A 12288-nucleotide genomic window follows, 5' to 3' on the forward strand; every position below is an offset into this window, starting at 1 on the left:
AGGACCGCGCGAGGGGCCGTGTCGGGGGGTGTCCGCCCGCGGCGGTTGGCGCGTCAACGCCAGTCGGTCGGCGTGAGACCCCATCGCGCCGTTCCGAGGACGGACACCCCCCGGCGCGGCCCCGACCCACACCCGGCGCCAGGCGAAGACGCGCACCCCCACCCGAGCGGACGCGCACCCCCACCCGTCACGAGACGAAACGGACGGGCACCCCCACCCGCCGCAAAGCAAAGCGGACGCGCACCCCCACCCGCCGCGAAGCGAAACGGACACGCACCCCCACCCGGCACGAGGCGAAGCACCACACACACCCACCCCACCACCCCCGCCCAACCGCCGGAGGCACCCGGTAGGGTTCGCCTCCGGAAAGGGGAAGGTGAAGGTACCCGATGAGCAGGGATCGCGACCCTCGTACGCTCCGCAGGCCCGCCCGGAGCGCCCTCATAGCAACCTCGGTGGCCGCTTTGTCACTGACGGCCAGTGGATGTGTCGTCGTGCACGGCGAGCGGGAGATCCTCCCGGCCACGACCCGCGCCGAAGCCGCAAAGGCCCTCCAGGAGTTCACGACCGCGTACAACGAGGCCGACAAGGCCTACGACGGCGCCCTGGACGCCGACCACACCACCGGCGCCCTCGCCGACATCGACTCGGCCCGCCTGAAGGCCGGGAAGGCCAACAACCCGGCCGGCAACCCGAACCACACCCCGCTGAAGCTGACCGACGCGAAGTTCACCATCCCCAAGAAGGCCGGCTGGCCCCGCTGGTTCGTCGTCGACGCGGCCGGCAACAAGGGCGGCAGCGCCCGTTGGCTGCTGGTGTTCACCCGCAGCAGCCTCGACGACCCGTTCCAGGTGGCCTACCTGACGCTCGTCGCCCCGGGCAAGGTCCCGCGGTTCAAGACGGACGCCGACGGCTGGGCCGAGCCCGTCCCCGCCGAGTCGACCGACCTGGCCACCGGCCCCGGCGACCTGAGCCGGGCGTACGCGACGTACCTGAAGAGCGGCGGGGAGACCTTCACGGACGGCGCCCACACCAGCCAGTGGCGTGCCCTGCGCCAGAAGAACTCCAAGAAGCCGGGCATGGTCACCCAGTACATCGACGAGCCGCTGACGAACGGCGACTACGCACCGCTGGCGCTGCGCACGACGGACGGCGGTGCGCTGGTGTTCTTCACCACGCGCCACTACGAGAAGCAGACCGCCCACGCGGGCACGTCCGTGCCCGCCCCGGGCAAGGACGTCCTCGCCCTGACGAAGGGCGAGATCAAGCAGTCCCTCACGATGGAGTTCGTCTCCAACGAGGTGGCGCTGGACCCCAAGGGCCGGGGCAAGGTGACGATCCTGGGCCGCATCCAGGGCCTGACCGCGGCGGAGGGCTCGTAGCCCGGGCCCTCACGCCACGGGCGCCGACCGGCTTCAGTGCCGCCGCGTGGGCCAGGCGGCCCCGGTGGCGTGGTCGGAGTCCTCAGCGGCGTACCGTCCGCCGACCTCCGTGAGCACCTCCAGCAGGCTCAGCGGATCCGGCAGCGCGTGCTCGGGCCCGCGCACCCACCGCACCGCCCGGTCCTCACCGGGCAGCCGCGCGGGCGGCACGAGGACGTAGGAGCCCCGGCAGTGCCAGCGCAGCCCGGGGTGCTCGTCCACCGTCTCGGGATGGCAGTCCAGTTCGCACGGCCACCACTCGTCCTCGTCCTCCGGCGTGCCCCGCGTGAGGGTGAAGAAGAGGAGACGGCCGTCGTCGCTCTCGGCGACCGGCCCGACCTCGACACCGGCGGCGAGCAGCTGCTCCAACGCGTCGCGACCGGCATCGAGGGGCACGTCGAGGACGTCGTGCACCATGCCGGTCGCGGTGATGAAGTTGGCCTGCGGCTGATGGCGGGCCCAGCGCTCGATCTGGGCGGGGTCGGTGGTGGACTGCGTCTGCCAGGCGAAGGACACCGGGTGCCGGGCGGGGGTGGGACAGCCGACCCGGTCGCAGGAGCAGCGGTACCCGGAGGGATGGGCGGCGGGCGCGAGGGGCAGTCCCGCGTCGGCGGCGGCGAGCAGCAGGGCCTCACGGCCGCCGTCCCCGGCGGCCTCCTTCGGCCGGCGCCCGGCGCGCAGCCACTGGGTGAATTTGCCCTGCCGGCCGGTCCGGCCGCCGAACTCCGCGCTCATCTATCCCCTCGCCTCGCCGTCGTGCCGAACAGCATGCCTCATGGTCCCATCCTCCCGCGCACCGGGGGCCAGTGCCCACATCCGGGACAGGAGGGAACGCAACGTACACCCGGCACCCGATGGGAGGAGAACCGGCGAGCCCCACCCTCCCCACGATCGGGTGTCATTGCCTGCTTTGCCATGACATGGCGTCCTACCGTGGTCGCCATGGTCACAAGGATCGCGCTGACGGGTCTGGCCTCCGTGGCTTCCGTGGTCTCGCTGACCCTCGCCGGACCCGGCGGCCGCGCCCCGGCCCCGCTGGAGTGGGGCGCGGGACCGCTGACCGTGGCGGCCCTGCCCCGGATCACGTACGTCGCGCACCGCGGCGGCGCCCGTGAGGTCCCGGAGAACAGCATGACGGGACTGGCCGCCGCCTACGAGCGCGGGACGGCGCAGGTGCTCGACTTCGACACCCGGGTGCTGCGCGACGGCACGCCGGTGGTGTTCCACGACGAGACCCTGAACCGCACCACCTACCTGGGCGGTGAGGTGCGCGCCCTGAACGCCCGGGAGTGGCAGGGCGTACGGCTGCGCCCGAAGGACAGGCTGCCCGGGAGCTGGCGATCGGAGCGGCCGCCGACGGTCGCCGAGGTGCTGGATCGTTTCGGCGGGCGGATCGTGCTGATGCTGGAGGCGAAGGACCCGCGCGGTCTGAACCGGCTGGCCGAGCTGATCCGGGCCCGCGGCCTGACCCGCTCGGTGTTCGTGAACTCCAACGACCCCGAGGTGGCCCGGCGCGTCCACCGCCTCGGGCTGCTCTCACAGTTGTGGCGCTCGGCGCAGCAACTGCGCACGGACCGCCCGGAGCGCTGGCGGTCGTACGTGGACCTGCTGGACGTGGACCACCGGTCGCGCGACGCGGACCTGGTGCGCGCGGTGAACTCGGGGATCGCCCGGGTGTGGGCGCACACCGTGGTGACGGACGCCCAGCGGGACCGGGTGCTGGCGCTGGGCTGCGACGGTGTGATCACGGACACGCCGGGGCGCCTGGCCCGGGCCGCTCAGCGCGGGGCCAGGCCGTGAAGGGCGTAGTCGACGAGGGTGTCGGTGTACTCGTGGGAGATCGGGCCCGTGTGCTGGAGCCAGCGCTGGGCGAGCGGGGAGACGAAGAGCTCCAGGGCGATGCGCGGGTCGATCTCGGGCCGCACCTGGCCGGCGTCCTGCGCGGCGCGCAACCGGCCGATGTAGAGGTCGAGTGAGGGCTGCGTCAGCTTGGCCACGAACTCGCGCCCGAGCTGCTCGTTGACCACGCCCTCGGCGGCCAGCGCGCGGCAGGGCGCCTCGAACGTCGGGTCGCGCAGTTCGTCGACGGTGGCCCGCAGGACGGTCTTGAGGTCGGCGGCGAGGTCGCCGGTGTCCGGGAAGGTGTACGGCGCGGGTCCGGCCTCCGGGACGGACCGCTCGGCCAGGTCGAGGAACGCCTCCATCAGCACGTCCGCCTTGGACGACCACCATCGGTAGATCGTCTGCTTGCCGACACCGGCACGGGCGGCGATGCCCTCGATGGTGGTCTTGGGGTAGCCGACCTCGACGACCAGCGCGAGGGCGGCGTCGTAGATGGCGCGGCGGGACTTCTCGCTGCGCCGGGCGGAGTCGGGGGCGGGCTTGCCGGGAGCGGGCTGGGTGGACTTCTGGACGGCCATGGCCCGAATTTATCAGATTGACAAGACGGAGCGTCTCGCGGACAGTCGGGGAACATGTGCGAGACGAACCGTCTCGTCGCGGATGATGACCACGGAAGGAGTCCGAGATGACCCGAGGCGGAGCCGGAAACATGCTGGGTGTCGGCGGATCGCGCAGGAACCTCGGCCGCAACGCGCTGCGCGGCGGCGGCCAGGGCGACCGGATCGGCGGCGGTGTCGACCCGCAGGCCCAGAAGCGCGAACTGCTGCGCAGGCTGCAGGAGAAACGACAGCGCAAAGCGCAGCAGGAGGGCACGGCCGACACGGCGTCGTGAGCCTCCCCCGCGCGAGGGCGGGCCCAGTGCGAGGGCGGGCCCCGGTGTGAGGGGGGACACCCCCGCACGAGGGGGACCCCCGCACGAGGGCGGACCCCCGCACGAGGGCGGACCCCCGCACGAGGGCGGACCCCCGCACGAGGGCGGACCCCCGCACGAGGGCGGACCCCCGCACGAGGGCGGACCCCCGCACGAGGGCGGACCCCCGCACGAGGGGGACCCCCGCACGAGGGGGACCCCCGCACGAGGGGGGTCCGCCCGGGCTGTCCGGCGGATGTACTGAGGCGGTCGCGACCCCGGGACCGGCGGACACCCGCCCACCAGGTGGTCCTCACCCCCGGCGAACAGAACCGGCGGTCCTGCTCGGCGCCGACCAACTCCGGGTCGGGCACCGCTACTGCGTACCCGACAGAAGCTCAGGAGGCGCCGGAGTTCAGGAGGAGGGCCAGGCGTCTCCCCAGTCGGCGTCGCGTGCGGCCTTGTACAGGTCGCCGTGGCGCTTGGTGACGGTGGCGCGGCGCAGGGACGGTTCGCTCTCGCACAGGTCGAGGAGGACTTGGCCCTTGCGGATCTGGGGGCGCCGGACGACCCGGTTGGCAACCGGTTCGACGGGGAAGCGGGCGGCGGCGACGTAGGCGAACTTCTCGTCCTCGTAGGCGAGGGAGCCGCCCTTGATCTGACGGTGCAGGGAGGAACGGCTGACCCGGGCGGAGAAGTGGCACCAGTCCGTGCCGGGGGCGATGGGGCAGGCGGCGCTGTGCGGGCAGGGGGCGGCGATGCGGAAACCGGCCCTGATCAGCCGGTCGCGGGCCTCGATGAGGCGGGCGTAGCCGTCGGGGGTGCCGGGCTCGACGATCACGACGGCCTGTGCGGCGGCCGCGGCGGCGTCGACGAGGGCGGTGCGGTCGGCGGCGGTCAGCTCGTTGAGGACGTAGGAGACGGTGACGAGGTCCGTGCTGTCGAGGCTGAGCGCCGCTCCGATCCGGGAGCGCCGCCAGCGTACGTTCCGCAGCTCCGGGTTGGCCGCGGCGATCTCCCGCCCCAGGGCGAGCGCGGGCTCGGCCCAGTCGAGCACGGTGACGGGCCGCTCCCCGCCCCAGACCGCGTTCACGGCCCAGGCGGCGGCGCCCGTGCCCCCACCGAGGTCGGTGTGCCCGCCCGGCACCCACGCGGGCACGGTGTCCGCGAACGCCTCCAGCGCGGCGCGGACCGCCTCGAAGGTCGCGGGCATCCGGTAGGCGGCGTAGGCGACGACGTCGGCCCGGTCCCGGAGGATGGGGGCGTCGGTCGGGGTGGCGCCCCGGTAGCTGGCGATCAGCCGCTCGACCGCCTGCGAGGCCTGCCGGGGCGGCAGCCCGTCGAGCAGACCGGCGAGGGCGGCCCGGAGATTTTCGGCCGGGGGTGCGGGGGCGTTCACCCGGCGATTCTACGAGGCGGCCCGGGCGGGCGCGGCGCTCACCCAGGGCGGTCCGCGCCCGGGCTTCAGGCCACCGTCGGACGTAGCCGCCGCCGTCCGCCTCCACCCCGGCTCCGGGCCCGGCCTGCGCCGGCTCGGCCCGGCCCGGCTCGGCTCGGCTCGGCTCGGCTCGGCTCGGCTCGGCTCGGCGGCCAGGTCATGTCCACCGCCACCGCCGCGACCGCACGCGACCTCCACGACCGTCCGGACCACGGCGCACGACCGTCCGGACCACGGCGCACGACGGTCCGGGAAGCGGCCGGGCTCCCCCGGGCCGCCCGTGCCGGTCACCGCGGGACGACGCGACGGCCCCCACGGAGACCGCGTCCGCCGCCCAAGCCGTGAGGCGACGACACCACTCCCCGACCGGGCGCCCCGGCCCCACCCCTCACCGGAGGGTCACCGCACCGCCCGCGCCACCCGGGACGCCGCCGCGGCCCTCGGGGCGCTGTCCGGGCGGCGGCGGCGCGGGTGGACCGCGTTGGTGAGGAGGACCAGGAACGTGTCCGTGGCGGGGTCGAGGACGAGGGACGTGCCCGTGAAGCCCGTGTGCCCCGCCGCGCCGCGGCCCGCGAGGTCGCCCATGAACCACGGCTGGTCGAGGGCGAACCCGAGACCCGGCGGGGTGAAGAGCAGCTCGACGAAGTCCGGCCCGAGGATGCGGGCGGGGCCGTAGGAGCCGCCGGCGAGGAGGGTGCGGCAGAACACCGCGAGGTCCCGGCCGGTGGAGAACAGCCCCGCGTGGCCGGCCACGCCCCCCAGCGCCCAGGCGTTCTCGTCGTGGACCTCGCCGCGCAGCATCCCCCGGTCCGCCTTGGCCCACGGCCGCCGCTGGTCCTCCGTCGCCGCGGCCTCCGGGCACGGCCCGAAGTCCGTCGATGTCATGCCCAGCGGCCGGGTGATGCCGTCGTGGACAAGGACGTCGAAAGTGCGGCCGGTGAGGCGCTCCAGGACGTGCTGGAGGAGGAGCATGTTGAGGTCGGAGTAGCCGTACGTGCCCGGCGCCCCGACCGGCGACTCCGCCTGGAGCGCGGCGAGCCGTTGCGCGTCGTCGGCGTAGTCGTAGAGGGGCAGTTCTGGCCGTAGCCCCGACGTGTGGGTGAGCAGCTGCCGCACGGTGATGCCGTGCCGGGCGGCCCCCGTGAAGTCGGGCAGGTACGCGCCGACCTTCGCGTCGATGCCGAGCGTGCCGCGCTCGATCTGCTGCACGGCGGCCACGGACGTGAACAGCTTGGTGAGTGACGCGAGGTCGAAGGGCGTGCCGACGGTCATGGGGACCCGGTCCTCGGGGGGCAGTTCCACCCCGGCGTCGGTGTCGGGGTCGTAGGACGCGTAGCGCACGGCCCAGCCCGCCGCCTCCTCGACCGCGATCACCGGGCCGCGCCCGACGACCAGGACGGCGCCGGGGGCCCAGGGGCGCTGCCCGGTGGTGAGGACGTGGACCTCCCGGACGAGGTGGCGCAGTTCCGCGGGATCGAGGCCGGCCCGCTCGGGCGTGCCGTCGCGCAGTCTGGGTGCGCTCAGCTGACTGCTCCCTCCGCGCTCGGGCGGCCGCTCTCCTTCTTCCAGGGTCGGCACATTCCCATGAAGCAGACCAGTGCCACCAGTGCGGCGGCCAGTTGGACGACGGCCATCGGGACGGCGGTGTCCTCCCCGGCGACACCGACGAGCGGGGAGGCGATCGCGCCGATGAGGAAGGAGGACGTGCCGAGCAGGGCCGAGGCGGAGCCGGCGGCGTGCTTGGTGCGCATCAGGGCGAGGGCCTGGGTGTTGGGCAGGGTGATGCCCATCGCGGACATCAGCACGAACAGCGCGACGGCGACGGGCGCCAGTCCGACCTCGCCGAAGACGCCCAGGGACATCAGCAGCAGCGCGGTCGCGGCGGTGATGACGACCGCGAGGCCGATGCCCAGGACCCGGTCGAGACTGACCCGGCCGACGAGGATCTTGCCGTTGATCTGGCCCACGACGACCAGCCCGACGGAGTTCACGCCGAACAGCAGACTGAACGTCTGCGGGGAGGCGCCGTAGATCTCCTGGATGACGAACGGGGACGCCGCGATGTAGGCGAAGAGGGCGGCGAAGGCGAAGCCGCCGGTGAGCATGTAGCCGGTGAAGGGGCGGTCGGCGAGCAGGGTGCGCATCGCGCGCAGGGCCTCGCCGACGCCGCCGCTGTGCCGCTCGGCGGGCGCCAGCGTCTCGGGCAGCCGCGCCCACACCAGGACCCCGATGAGCACGCCGATGACCGTGAGGACGACGAACACGCCCCGCCAGTCCGTGACCCGCAGGACCTGCCCGCCGATCAGCGGTGCCACGACCGGGGCGACCCCGGAGATCAGCATGAGGGTGGAGAAGAAGCGGGCCATGGCCATGCCGTCGTAGAGGTCGCGCACGACGGCCCGGGCGATGACGATGGCGGCGGCGCCCGCGAGGCCCTGGGCCAGCCGGAAGGCCACCAGCAGCTCGACGGTGGGGGCGAGGGCGCACAGCACGGTGGCGACGACGAAGACGGCGAGACCGGCGAGCAGCGGGCGGCGGCGCCCCCACCGGTCGCTCATGGGCCCGACCACGAGCTGCCCGAGCGCCATGCCGGCCAGGCACGTGGTGAGCGTGAGCTGGACGGTCGCGGCCGGCGCGTGCAGGGAACGGGTGACCTCCGGCAGGGACGGGAGGTACATGTCCATCGCCAGCGGAGGTACCGCGGTCAGGCTTCCCAGGAGGAAGGTGACCAGGAGCCCGGTGCGGCGGTGCGCGGTGCGGTCGGGCCGTTCCCTCCCGGCTGCGGCCTCCTGCGCGGTGTTCGATATGGACGCCCCACCCTCGGGCATGAGTCCCTCCCTCTGCGAGTCGATCGCCACCTATGCTCTCAGCTCGTACGGACTGCTCGGGGTCACGAGGTGGAGGCGGGGCGCGATGACGTTGGACACGGTGCGGTGGGGAATCCTGGCGACCGGAGGGATCGCGGGCGCGTTCACCGCGGATCTGATCGACCTGCCGGACGCGGAGGTCGTGGCGGTCGCGTCGCGGTCCGAGGCGTCGGCGAAGACGTTCGCGGAACGGTTCGGGATACCCCGGGCCTACGGCGACTGGAACGCGCTCGCGCGGGACGAGGACATCGATGTCGTCTACGTCGCCACCCCGCACACCGCGCACCGGGCCGCCGCCGGACTGTGTCTCGCGGCGGGGCGGCACGTGCTGTGCGAGAAGCCCTTCACGCTGAACCTGCGCGAGGCGGAGGAACTCGTCGCGCTGGCACGCGAGCACGGGCGCTTCCTGATGGAAGCCATGTGGATGTACTGCAATCCGCTGGTGCGGCGGCTGAAGGCGCTGGTCGACGACGGCGCGATCGGCGAGGTGCGCAGCGTGCAGGCCGACTTCGGGCTGGCCGGCCCGTTCCCGCCCTCGCACCGGTTGCGGAACCCGGAGCTGGGCGGCGGCGCGCTGCTCGACCTGGGTGTGTACCCGGTGTCGTTCGCGCAACTGCTGCTCGGGGAGCCGTCGGACGTCGCGGCGCGGGCGGTGCTCTCCGAGGAGGGCGTCGACCTCCAGGCGGCGGCGGTGCTCTCCTTCGACAGCGGCGCGCTCGGTTCGGTGCACTGCTCGATCGTGGGCGGTACGGCGACCTCCGCCTCGGTCACCGGCTCGAAGGGCCGGATCGACATCCCGCACGGCTTCTTCTTCCCGGAGGGTTTCGTCCTGCACCGGGACGGCCGCGACGCCGAGGAGTTCACCGCCGACCCGGCGGACGGCCCCCGCAACAGCATGCGCCACGAGGCGCTGGAGGTGATGCGGGCCGTGCGCGCCGGTGAGACGGAGTCTCCGCTGGTGCCGCTCGACGGCACGCTCGCCGTGATGCGGACGCTCGACACGATCCGGGACCGCGTCGGCGTCCGCTACCCGGGCGAGACCCCGGACGAGGACCTCACGACGGAGCTCACGCCGGTTTGAGCCCTGGGCCCGCAGCGTACGGGAGTGGCTCCCGTACGCTGCGGGCGCATGAATGCCAAGGACAATGCAATCGCGGTGGTGACCGGGGCGGGTTCCGGCATCGGCCGGGCGGTCGCACGGGAACTGCTGCGCGCGGGCTGGTCGGTGGCGCTGGCGGGCCGGCGCGTCGAGACACTGGAGGAGACGGCGGCCCTGGCGCCCGGGGCCGCGTCTCTCACGGTCCGGACGGACGTCTCACGCCCCGAGGACGTGAACGCCCTGTTCGCGGCGACCGTCGAGCGCTTCGGCCGGGTTGACCTGCTGTTCAACAACGCCGGCACGTTCGGCCCCGGCGGTGTCCCGGTCGAGGAACTGCCCTACGAGGCGTGGCGGCACGTGGTGGACACCAACCTCAACGGGGCGTTCCTGTGCGCGCAGGCGGCGTACCGGCAGATGAAGGAGCAGGACCCGCAGGGCGGCCGGATCATCAACAACGGCTCGATCTCCGCGCACACGCCCCGCCCGCTGTCGGTGGCCTACACGGCGACCAAGCACGCGCTGACGGGCCTGACGAAGTCCCTCTCACTGGACGGGCGGCCGTACCGGATCGCCGTCGGGCAGATCGACATCGGCAACGCGGCCACCGACATGACGTCCCGTATGCAGACGGGAGCCCTCCAGGCAAACGGGGAAGTCGCCCCGGAACCGGTCATGGACGTCGCGGACGTGGCCCGCACGGTGCGGCACATGGCGGAGCTGCCGCTGGAGGCGAACGTGCAGTTCGCGACCGTACTGGCGACGGCGATGCCGTACGTCGGACGCGGCTGAGCACGCGACGGAGTTCGTCAAGTCGTCAACCTGCACAATCGGAATAGAAACGTCCGCCCCATTGCGGCCGATAGGGAGCCTATGCTCAACTCTCCTACACGAAAGCTTCACAGTTGGAGCAGAGGGCTTCCGCAGGCCACATCCAGGGGGGAGGCGGCGGTCGTTCCACCGCACCGGGTGGGGGTGGACTTCGCGAGGGACCGCGAAGTACGCACCGGTGCGCGTGGAACGGCTGCCGCACACGTCGGGGACCGGGCTCACCTCGATGCCGCCGCGTCCCAGCGGCCGTGTGGTCTCCATGCCGGGAGAGGCTAAGAGTTGGAGCGCATACGAACACAAGCCCCTGCGTAGGGCGGGGTTCAGGCCTGCCCGGTCTCGAAGCGCGTGATCCGGCCGTCGTCGTCCACGGTGAAGCTCCACCGGGTGCGCATCTCGCCCCAGGTGTCGTTGCTGTAGCGGGCGATGAGGGAACGGCCGCCGTTGGACTCGTTGTCGACCTCCAGGTGGCCGTGGGAGGAGAAGATCTCCCGGTCCACCCAGTCGGCGAGGTCCCGGTCCGAGCCGTCGTCCGCCATGGTCGCGCCCGGCGCGAGGAGTTCCATGAAGCTCTCGCGGTCGTGGTTGTTCACGGCGGCCACGAAGGCACGGACGGCCGGATCGCTGAGGCGCGTGGTCTGAATCGTCATACGAGCCAGCTTCGTACCGGCCACCGCCCCACGCCACCGGTGCCACCCGAACGGCGTCCCGGGCGGCTCCGCCGGATGTCACCCGGGGTCGTGGGTGCGAAGGTGGGACCCGGCGGGAGACGCCCTTCTGTTCCTACTGCTCTGTTCCTGCTGTCCGCTCCGGGAGACGACGTGACGCGTAACGACCGACGTGATCTGGGTCTGCTGCTGCTCCGGCTGGGGGCGGGGGGTGTGCTGGCCGCCCACGGCACGCAGAAGCTGTTCGGCTGGTTCGGCGGACACGGCATCGAGGGGACCGGCCGGTTCATGGAGTCCGTCGGCTACTCCCCCGGCAAGGCGAGCGCGACCGCGGCCGGGCTCGCCGAGACCGGCGGCGGCACGCTGCTGGCCCTGGGCCTGGCCACCCCGGCCGCGGGTGCGGCGGCGGCCGGCGCGATGGCGGGCGCGGCGGCGGTGCACGCCCCGAACGGCTTCTTCAACCAGGGCGGCGGCTACGAGTACGCGGCGACGCTGGGCCTGACCGCGGCGGGCCTGGCCGTCACCGGCCCGGGCCGCCTGTCCCTGGACCACCTGCTCGGCCACGCGGTCAACCGCGGCTGGATGATCCCGGCGGCCTTCGCGGCGACGGCGGCGGGCACGGCGGTGGTGGTGGGGGCGCGGGCGAGGCGGCTGCGGAAGGCGAGGGAGGGGGAGCAGGAGGCGTTGTTCGAGGAGGAGCAGATGGAGTAGCAGCGGTGACCGGGTCGTTGTCAGACCCTCGTGCCAGGCTGCGTTCATGAGCGACCGGACACCACCCGCACCCGTCCCCGGGCCCGACCTGTGGGCCACCGTCGACGTATTGACGCAGTGGCTTGACACCAGCCGCCCCGTCGAGGGCCGCGAGGGCGTCCTCCTGCGCATCCTGAAACTCTCGGAGGAGGTCGGGGAGGTCTCGGAGGCGGTGATCGGGGCGACGGGGCAGAACCCGCGCAAGGGAGTCACGCATACGTGGGACGACGTGCAGGCGGAGTTGTGCGATGTCGTCATCACGGCGCTGGTGGCGTTGCGGACGCTTACGCCTGAGGCGCGGGAGGTCCTCGCCCGGCATCTGGAGCGAGTGACACGCCGGTCCACGGCACGGCCGGCACCAGCGGACGTCCCGCGGCCGTCGCTCTGATCATCGAATAACGCACAAGCGCCCGTTCACCTTTCCCCCTCGGGTTAGGCTGCGGTGAAAGGCGCCGAGCGGCCGACCCT

13 protein-coding genes are annotated in these 12288 nt (G+C 73.2%); 7 read left to right on the forward strand and 6 right to left on the reverse strand.

Annotated features, from left to right (window positions below; genetic code table 11):
- The first annotated feature begins 389 nt into the window (after positions 1–389).
- Positions 390–1382 (forward strand): SCO2278 family lipoprotein, encoded by a 993-nt coding sequence (locus QNO09_RS10600; RefSeq protein WP_283969861.1) that lies wholly within the window; start codon positions 390–392, stop codon positions 1380–1382.
- Positions 1383–1415: 33 nt separating this feature from the next.
- Here the strand turns inward: QNO09_RS10600 and QNO09_RS10605 are convergent, their stop codons facing one another.
- Positions 1416–2156, reverse strand: a complete 741-nt coding sequence (locus QNO09_RS10605) for a bifunctional DNA primase/polymerase (protein ID WP_283969862.1) — start codon at positions 2154–2156, stop codon at positions 1416–1418.
- Positions 2157–2363: 207 nt separating this feature from the next.
- Between QNO09_RS10605 and QNO09_RS10610 the strand changes: the two genes are divergently transcribed.
- Positions 2364–3221 carry a glycerophosphodiester phosphodiesterase gene (locus QNO09_RS10610; RefSeq protein ID WP_283969863.1) on the forward strand — a complete coding sequence of 286 codons (858 nt, stop codon included), beginning with the start codon at positions 2364–2366 and terminating at the stop codon, positions 3219–3221.
- Here QNO09_RS10610 and QNO09_RS10615 read toward each other — a convergent pair.
- Positions 3200–3841, reverse strand: coding sequence for a TetR/AcrR family transcriptional regulator (locus QNO09_RS10615; protein ID WP_283969864.1), 642 nt, complete (start codon positions 3839–3841; stop codon positions 3200–3202). The genes QNO09_RS10610 and QNO09_RS10615 overlap by 22 nt on opposite strands.
- A gap of 107 nt (positions 3842–3948) precedes the next feature.
- Between QNO09_RS10615 and QNO09_RS10620 the strand changes: the two genes are divergently transcribed.
- On the forward strand, positions 3949–4155 hold the full coding sequence (locus tag QNO09_RS10620; protein ID WP_283969865.1) for a DUF6243 family protein: 207 nt from the start codon (positions 3949–3951) through the stop codon (positions 4153–4155).
- Positions 4156–4588: 433 nt separating this feature from the next.
- Here the strand turns inward: QNO09_RS10620 and QNO09_RS10625 are convergent, their stop codons facing one another.
- The 3 genes from QNO09_RS10625 to QNO09_RS10635 all read right to left on the reverse strand — a co-directional run bounded on the left by QNO09_RS10625 (position 4589) and on the right by QNO09_RS10635 (position 8439).
- Positions 4589–5572: a small ribosomal subunit Rsm22 family protein gene (locus tag QNO09_RS10625; RefSeq protein WP_283969866.1), complete on the reverse strand. Its 984-nt coding sequence runs from the start codon at positions 5570–5572 to the stop codon at positions 4589–4591.
- A 438-nt stretch (positions 5573–6010) separates the two neighbouring features.
- The gene (locus QNO09_RS10630; RefSeq protein WP_283969867.1) at positions 6011–7189 is read right to left on the reverse strand and encodes a serine hydrolase domain-containing protein; all 1179 of its coding nucleotides are present in this window, start codon (positions 7187–7189) and stop codon (positions 6011–6013) included.
- Positions 7132–8439 (reverse strand): multidrug effflux MFS transporter, encoded by a 1308-nt coding sequence (locus QNO09_RS10635; RefSeq protein WP_283969868.1) that lies wholly within the window; start codon positions 8437–8439, stop codon positions 7132–7134. Before QNO09_RS10635 ends, QNO09_RS10630 begins: the two co-directional genes overlap by 58 nt.
- A gap of 85 nt (positions 8440–8524) precedes the next feature.
- On the opposite strand from QNO09_RS10635, the gene QNO09_RS10640 reads away from it, so the two are divergent.
- Together QNO09_RS10640 and QNO09_RS10645 are read left to right on the forward strand one after the other, a co-directional pair.
- Positions 8525–9559, forward strand: coding sequence for a Gfo/Idh/MocA family protein (locus tag QNO09_RS10640; RefSeq protein ID WP_283969869.1), 1035 nt, complete (start codon positions 8525–8527; stop codon positions 9557–9559).
- A gap of 48 nt (positions 9560–9607) precedes the next feature.
- Positions 9608–10366: an SDR family oxidoreductase gene (locus QNO09_RS10645; RefSeq protein WP_283969870.1), complete on the forward strand. Its 759-nt coding sequence runs from the start codon at positions 9608–9610 to the stop codon at positions 10364–10366.
- A gap of 359 nt (positions 10367–10725) precedes the next feature.
- Here the strand turns inward: QNO09_RS10645 and QNO09_RS10650 are convergent, their stop codons facing one another.
- The gene (locus QNO09_RS10650) at positions 10726–11052 is read right to left on the reverse strand and encodes a nuclear transport factor 2 family protein (RefSeq protein ID WP_283969871.1); all 327 of its coding nucleotides are present in this window, start codon (positions 11050–11052) and stop codon (positions 10726–10728) included.
- Between the two features lie 171 nt (positions 11053–11223).
- Between QNO09_RS10650 and QNO09_RS10655 the strand changes: the two genes are divergently transcribed.
- Together QNO09_RS10655 and QNO09_RS10660 are read left to right on the forward strand one after the other, a co-directional pair.
- Positions 11224–11781 carry a DoxX family protein gene (locus QNO09_RS10655; RefSeq protein WP_283969872.1) on the forward strand — a complete coding sequence of 186 codons (558 nt, stop codon included), beginning with the start codon at positions 11224–11226 and terminating at the stop codon, positions 11779–11781.
- A 46-nt stretch (positions 11782–11827) separates the two neighbouring features.
- Positions 11828–12208 carry a MazG-like family protein gene (locus QNO09_RS10660; protein WP_283969873.1) on the forward strand — a complete coding sequence of 127 codons (381 nt, stop codon included), beginning with the start codon at positions 11828–11830 and terminating at the stop codon, positions 12206–12208.
- Positions 12209–12288 lie beyond the last annotated feature (80 nt).

The sequence above is a fragment of the Streptomyces sp. 378 genome, from assembly GCF_030124145.1.
GTDB lineage: Bacteria > Actinomycetota > Actinomycetes > Streptomycetales > Streptomycetaceae > Streptomyces.

Coding starts and splice junctions, on each gene's coding strand:
- QNO09_RS10600 (WP_283969861.1), top strand. CDS start 390: ATGAGCAGGGATCGCGACCCTCGTACGCTCCGCAGGCCCGCCCGGAGC.
- QNO09_RS10605 (WP_283969862.1), bottom strand. CDS start 2,156: ATGAGCGCGGAGTTCGGCGGCCGGACCGGCCGGCAGGGCAAATTCACC.
- QNO09_RS10610 (WP_283969863.1), top strand. CDS start 2,364: ATGGTCACAAGGATCGCGCTGACGGGTCTGGCCTCCGTGGCTTCCGTG.
- QNO09_RS10615 (WP_283969864.1), bottom strand. CDS start 3,841: ATGGCCGTCCAGAAGTCCACCCAGCCCGCTCCCGGCAAGCCCGCCCCC.
- QNO09_RS10620 (WP_283969865.1), top strand. CDS start 3,949: ATGACCCGAGGCGGAGCCGGAAACATGCTGGGTGTCGGCGGATCGCGC.
- QNO09_RS10635 (WP_283969868.1), bottom strand. CDS start 8,439: ATGCCCGAGGGTGGGGCGTCCATATCGAACACCGCGCAGGAGGCCGCA.
- QNO09_RS10640 (WP_283969869.1), top strand. CDS start 8,525: ATGACGTTGGACACGGTGCGGTGGGGAATCCTGGCGACCGGAGGGATC.
- QNO09_RS10645 (WP_283969870.1), top strand. CDS start 9,608: ATGAATGCCAAGGACAATGCAATCGCGGTGGTGACCGGGGCGGGTTCC.
- QNO09_RS10650 (WP_283969871.1), bottom strand. CDS start 11,052: ATGACGATTCAGACCACGCGCCTCAGCGATCCGGCCGTCCGTGCCTTC.
- QNO09_RS10660 (WP_283969873.1), top strand. CDS start 11,828: ATGAGCGACCGGACACCACCCGCACCCGTCCCCGGGCCCGACCTGTGG.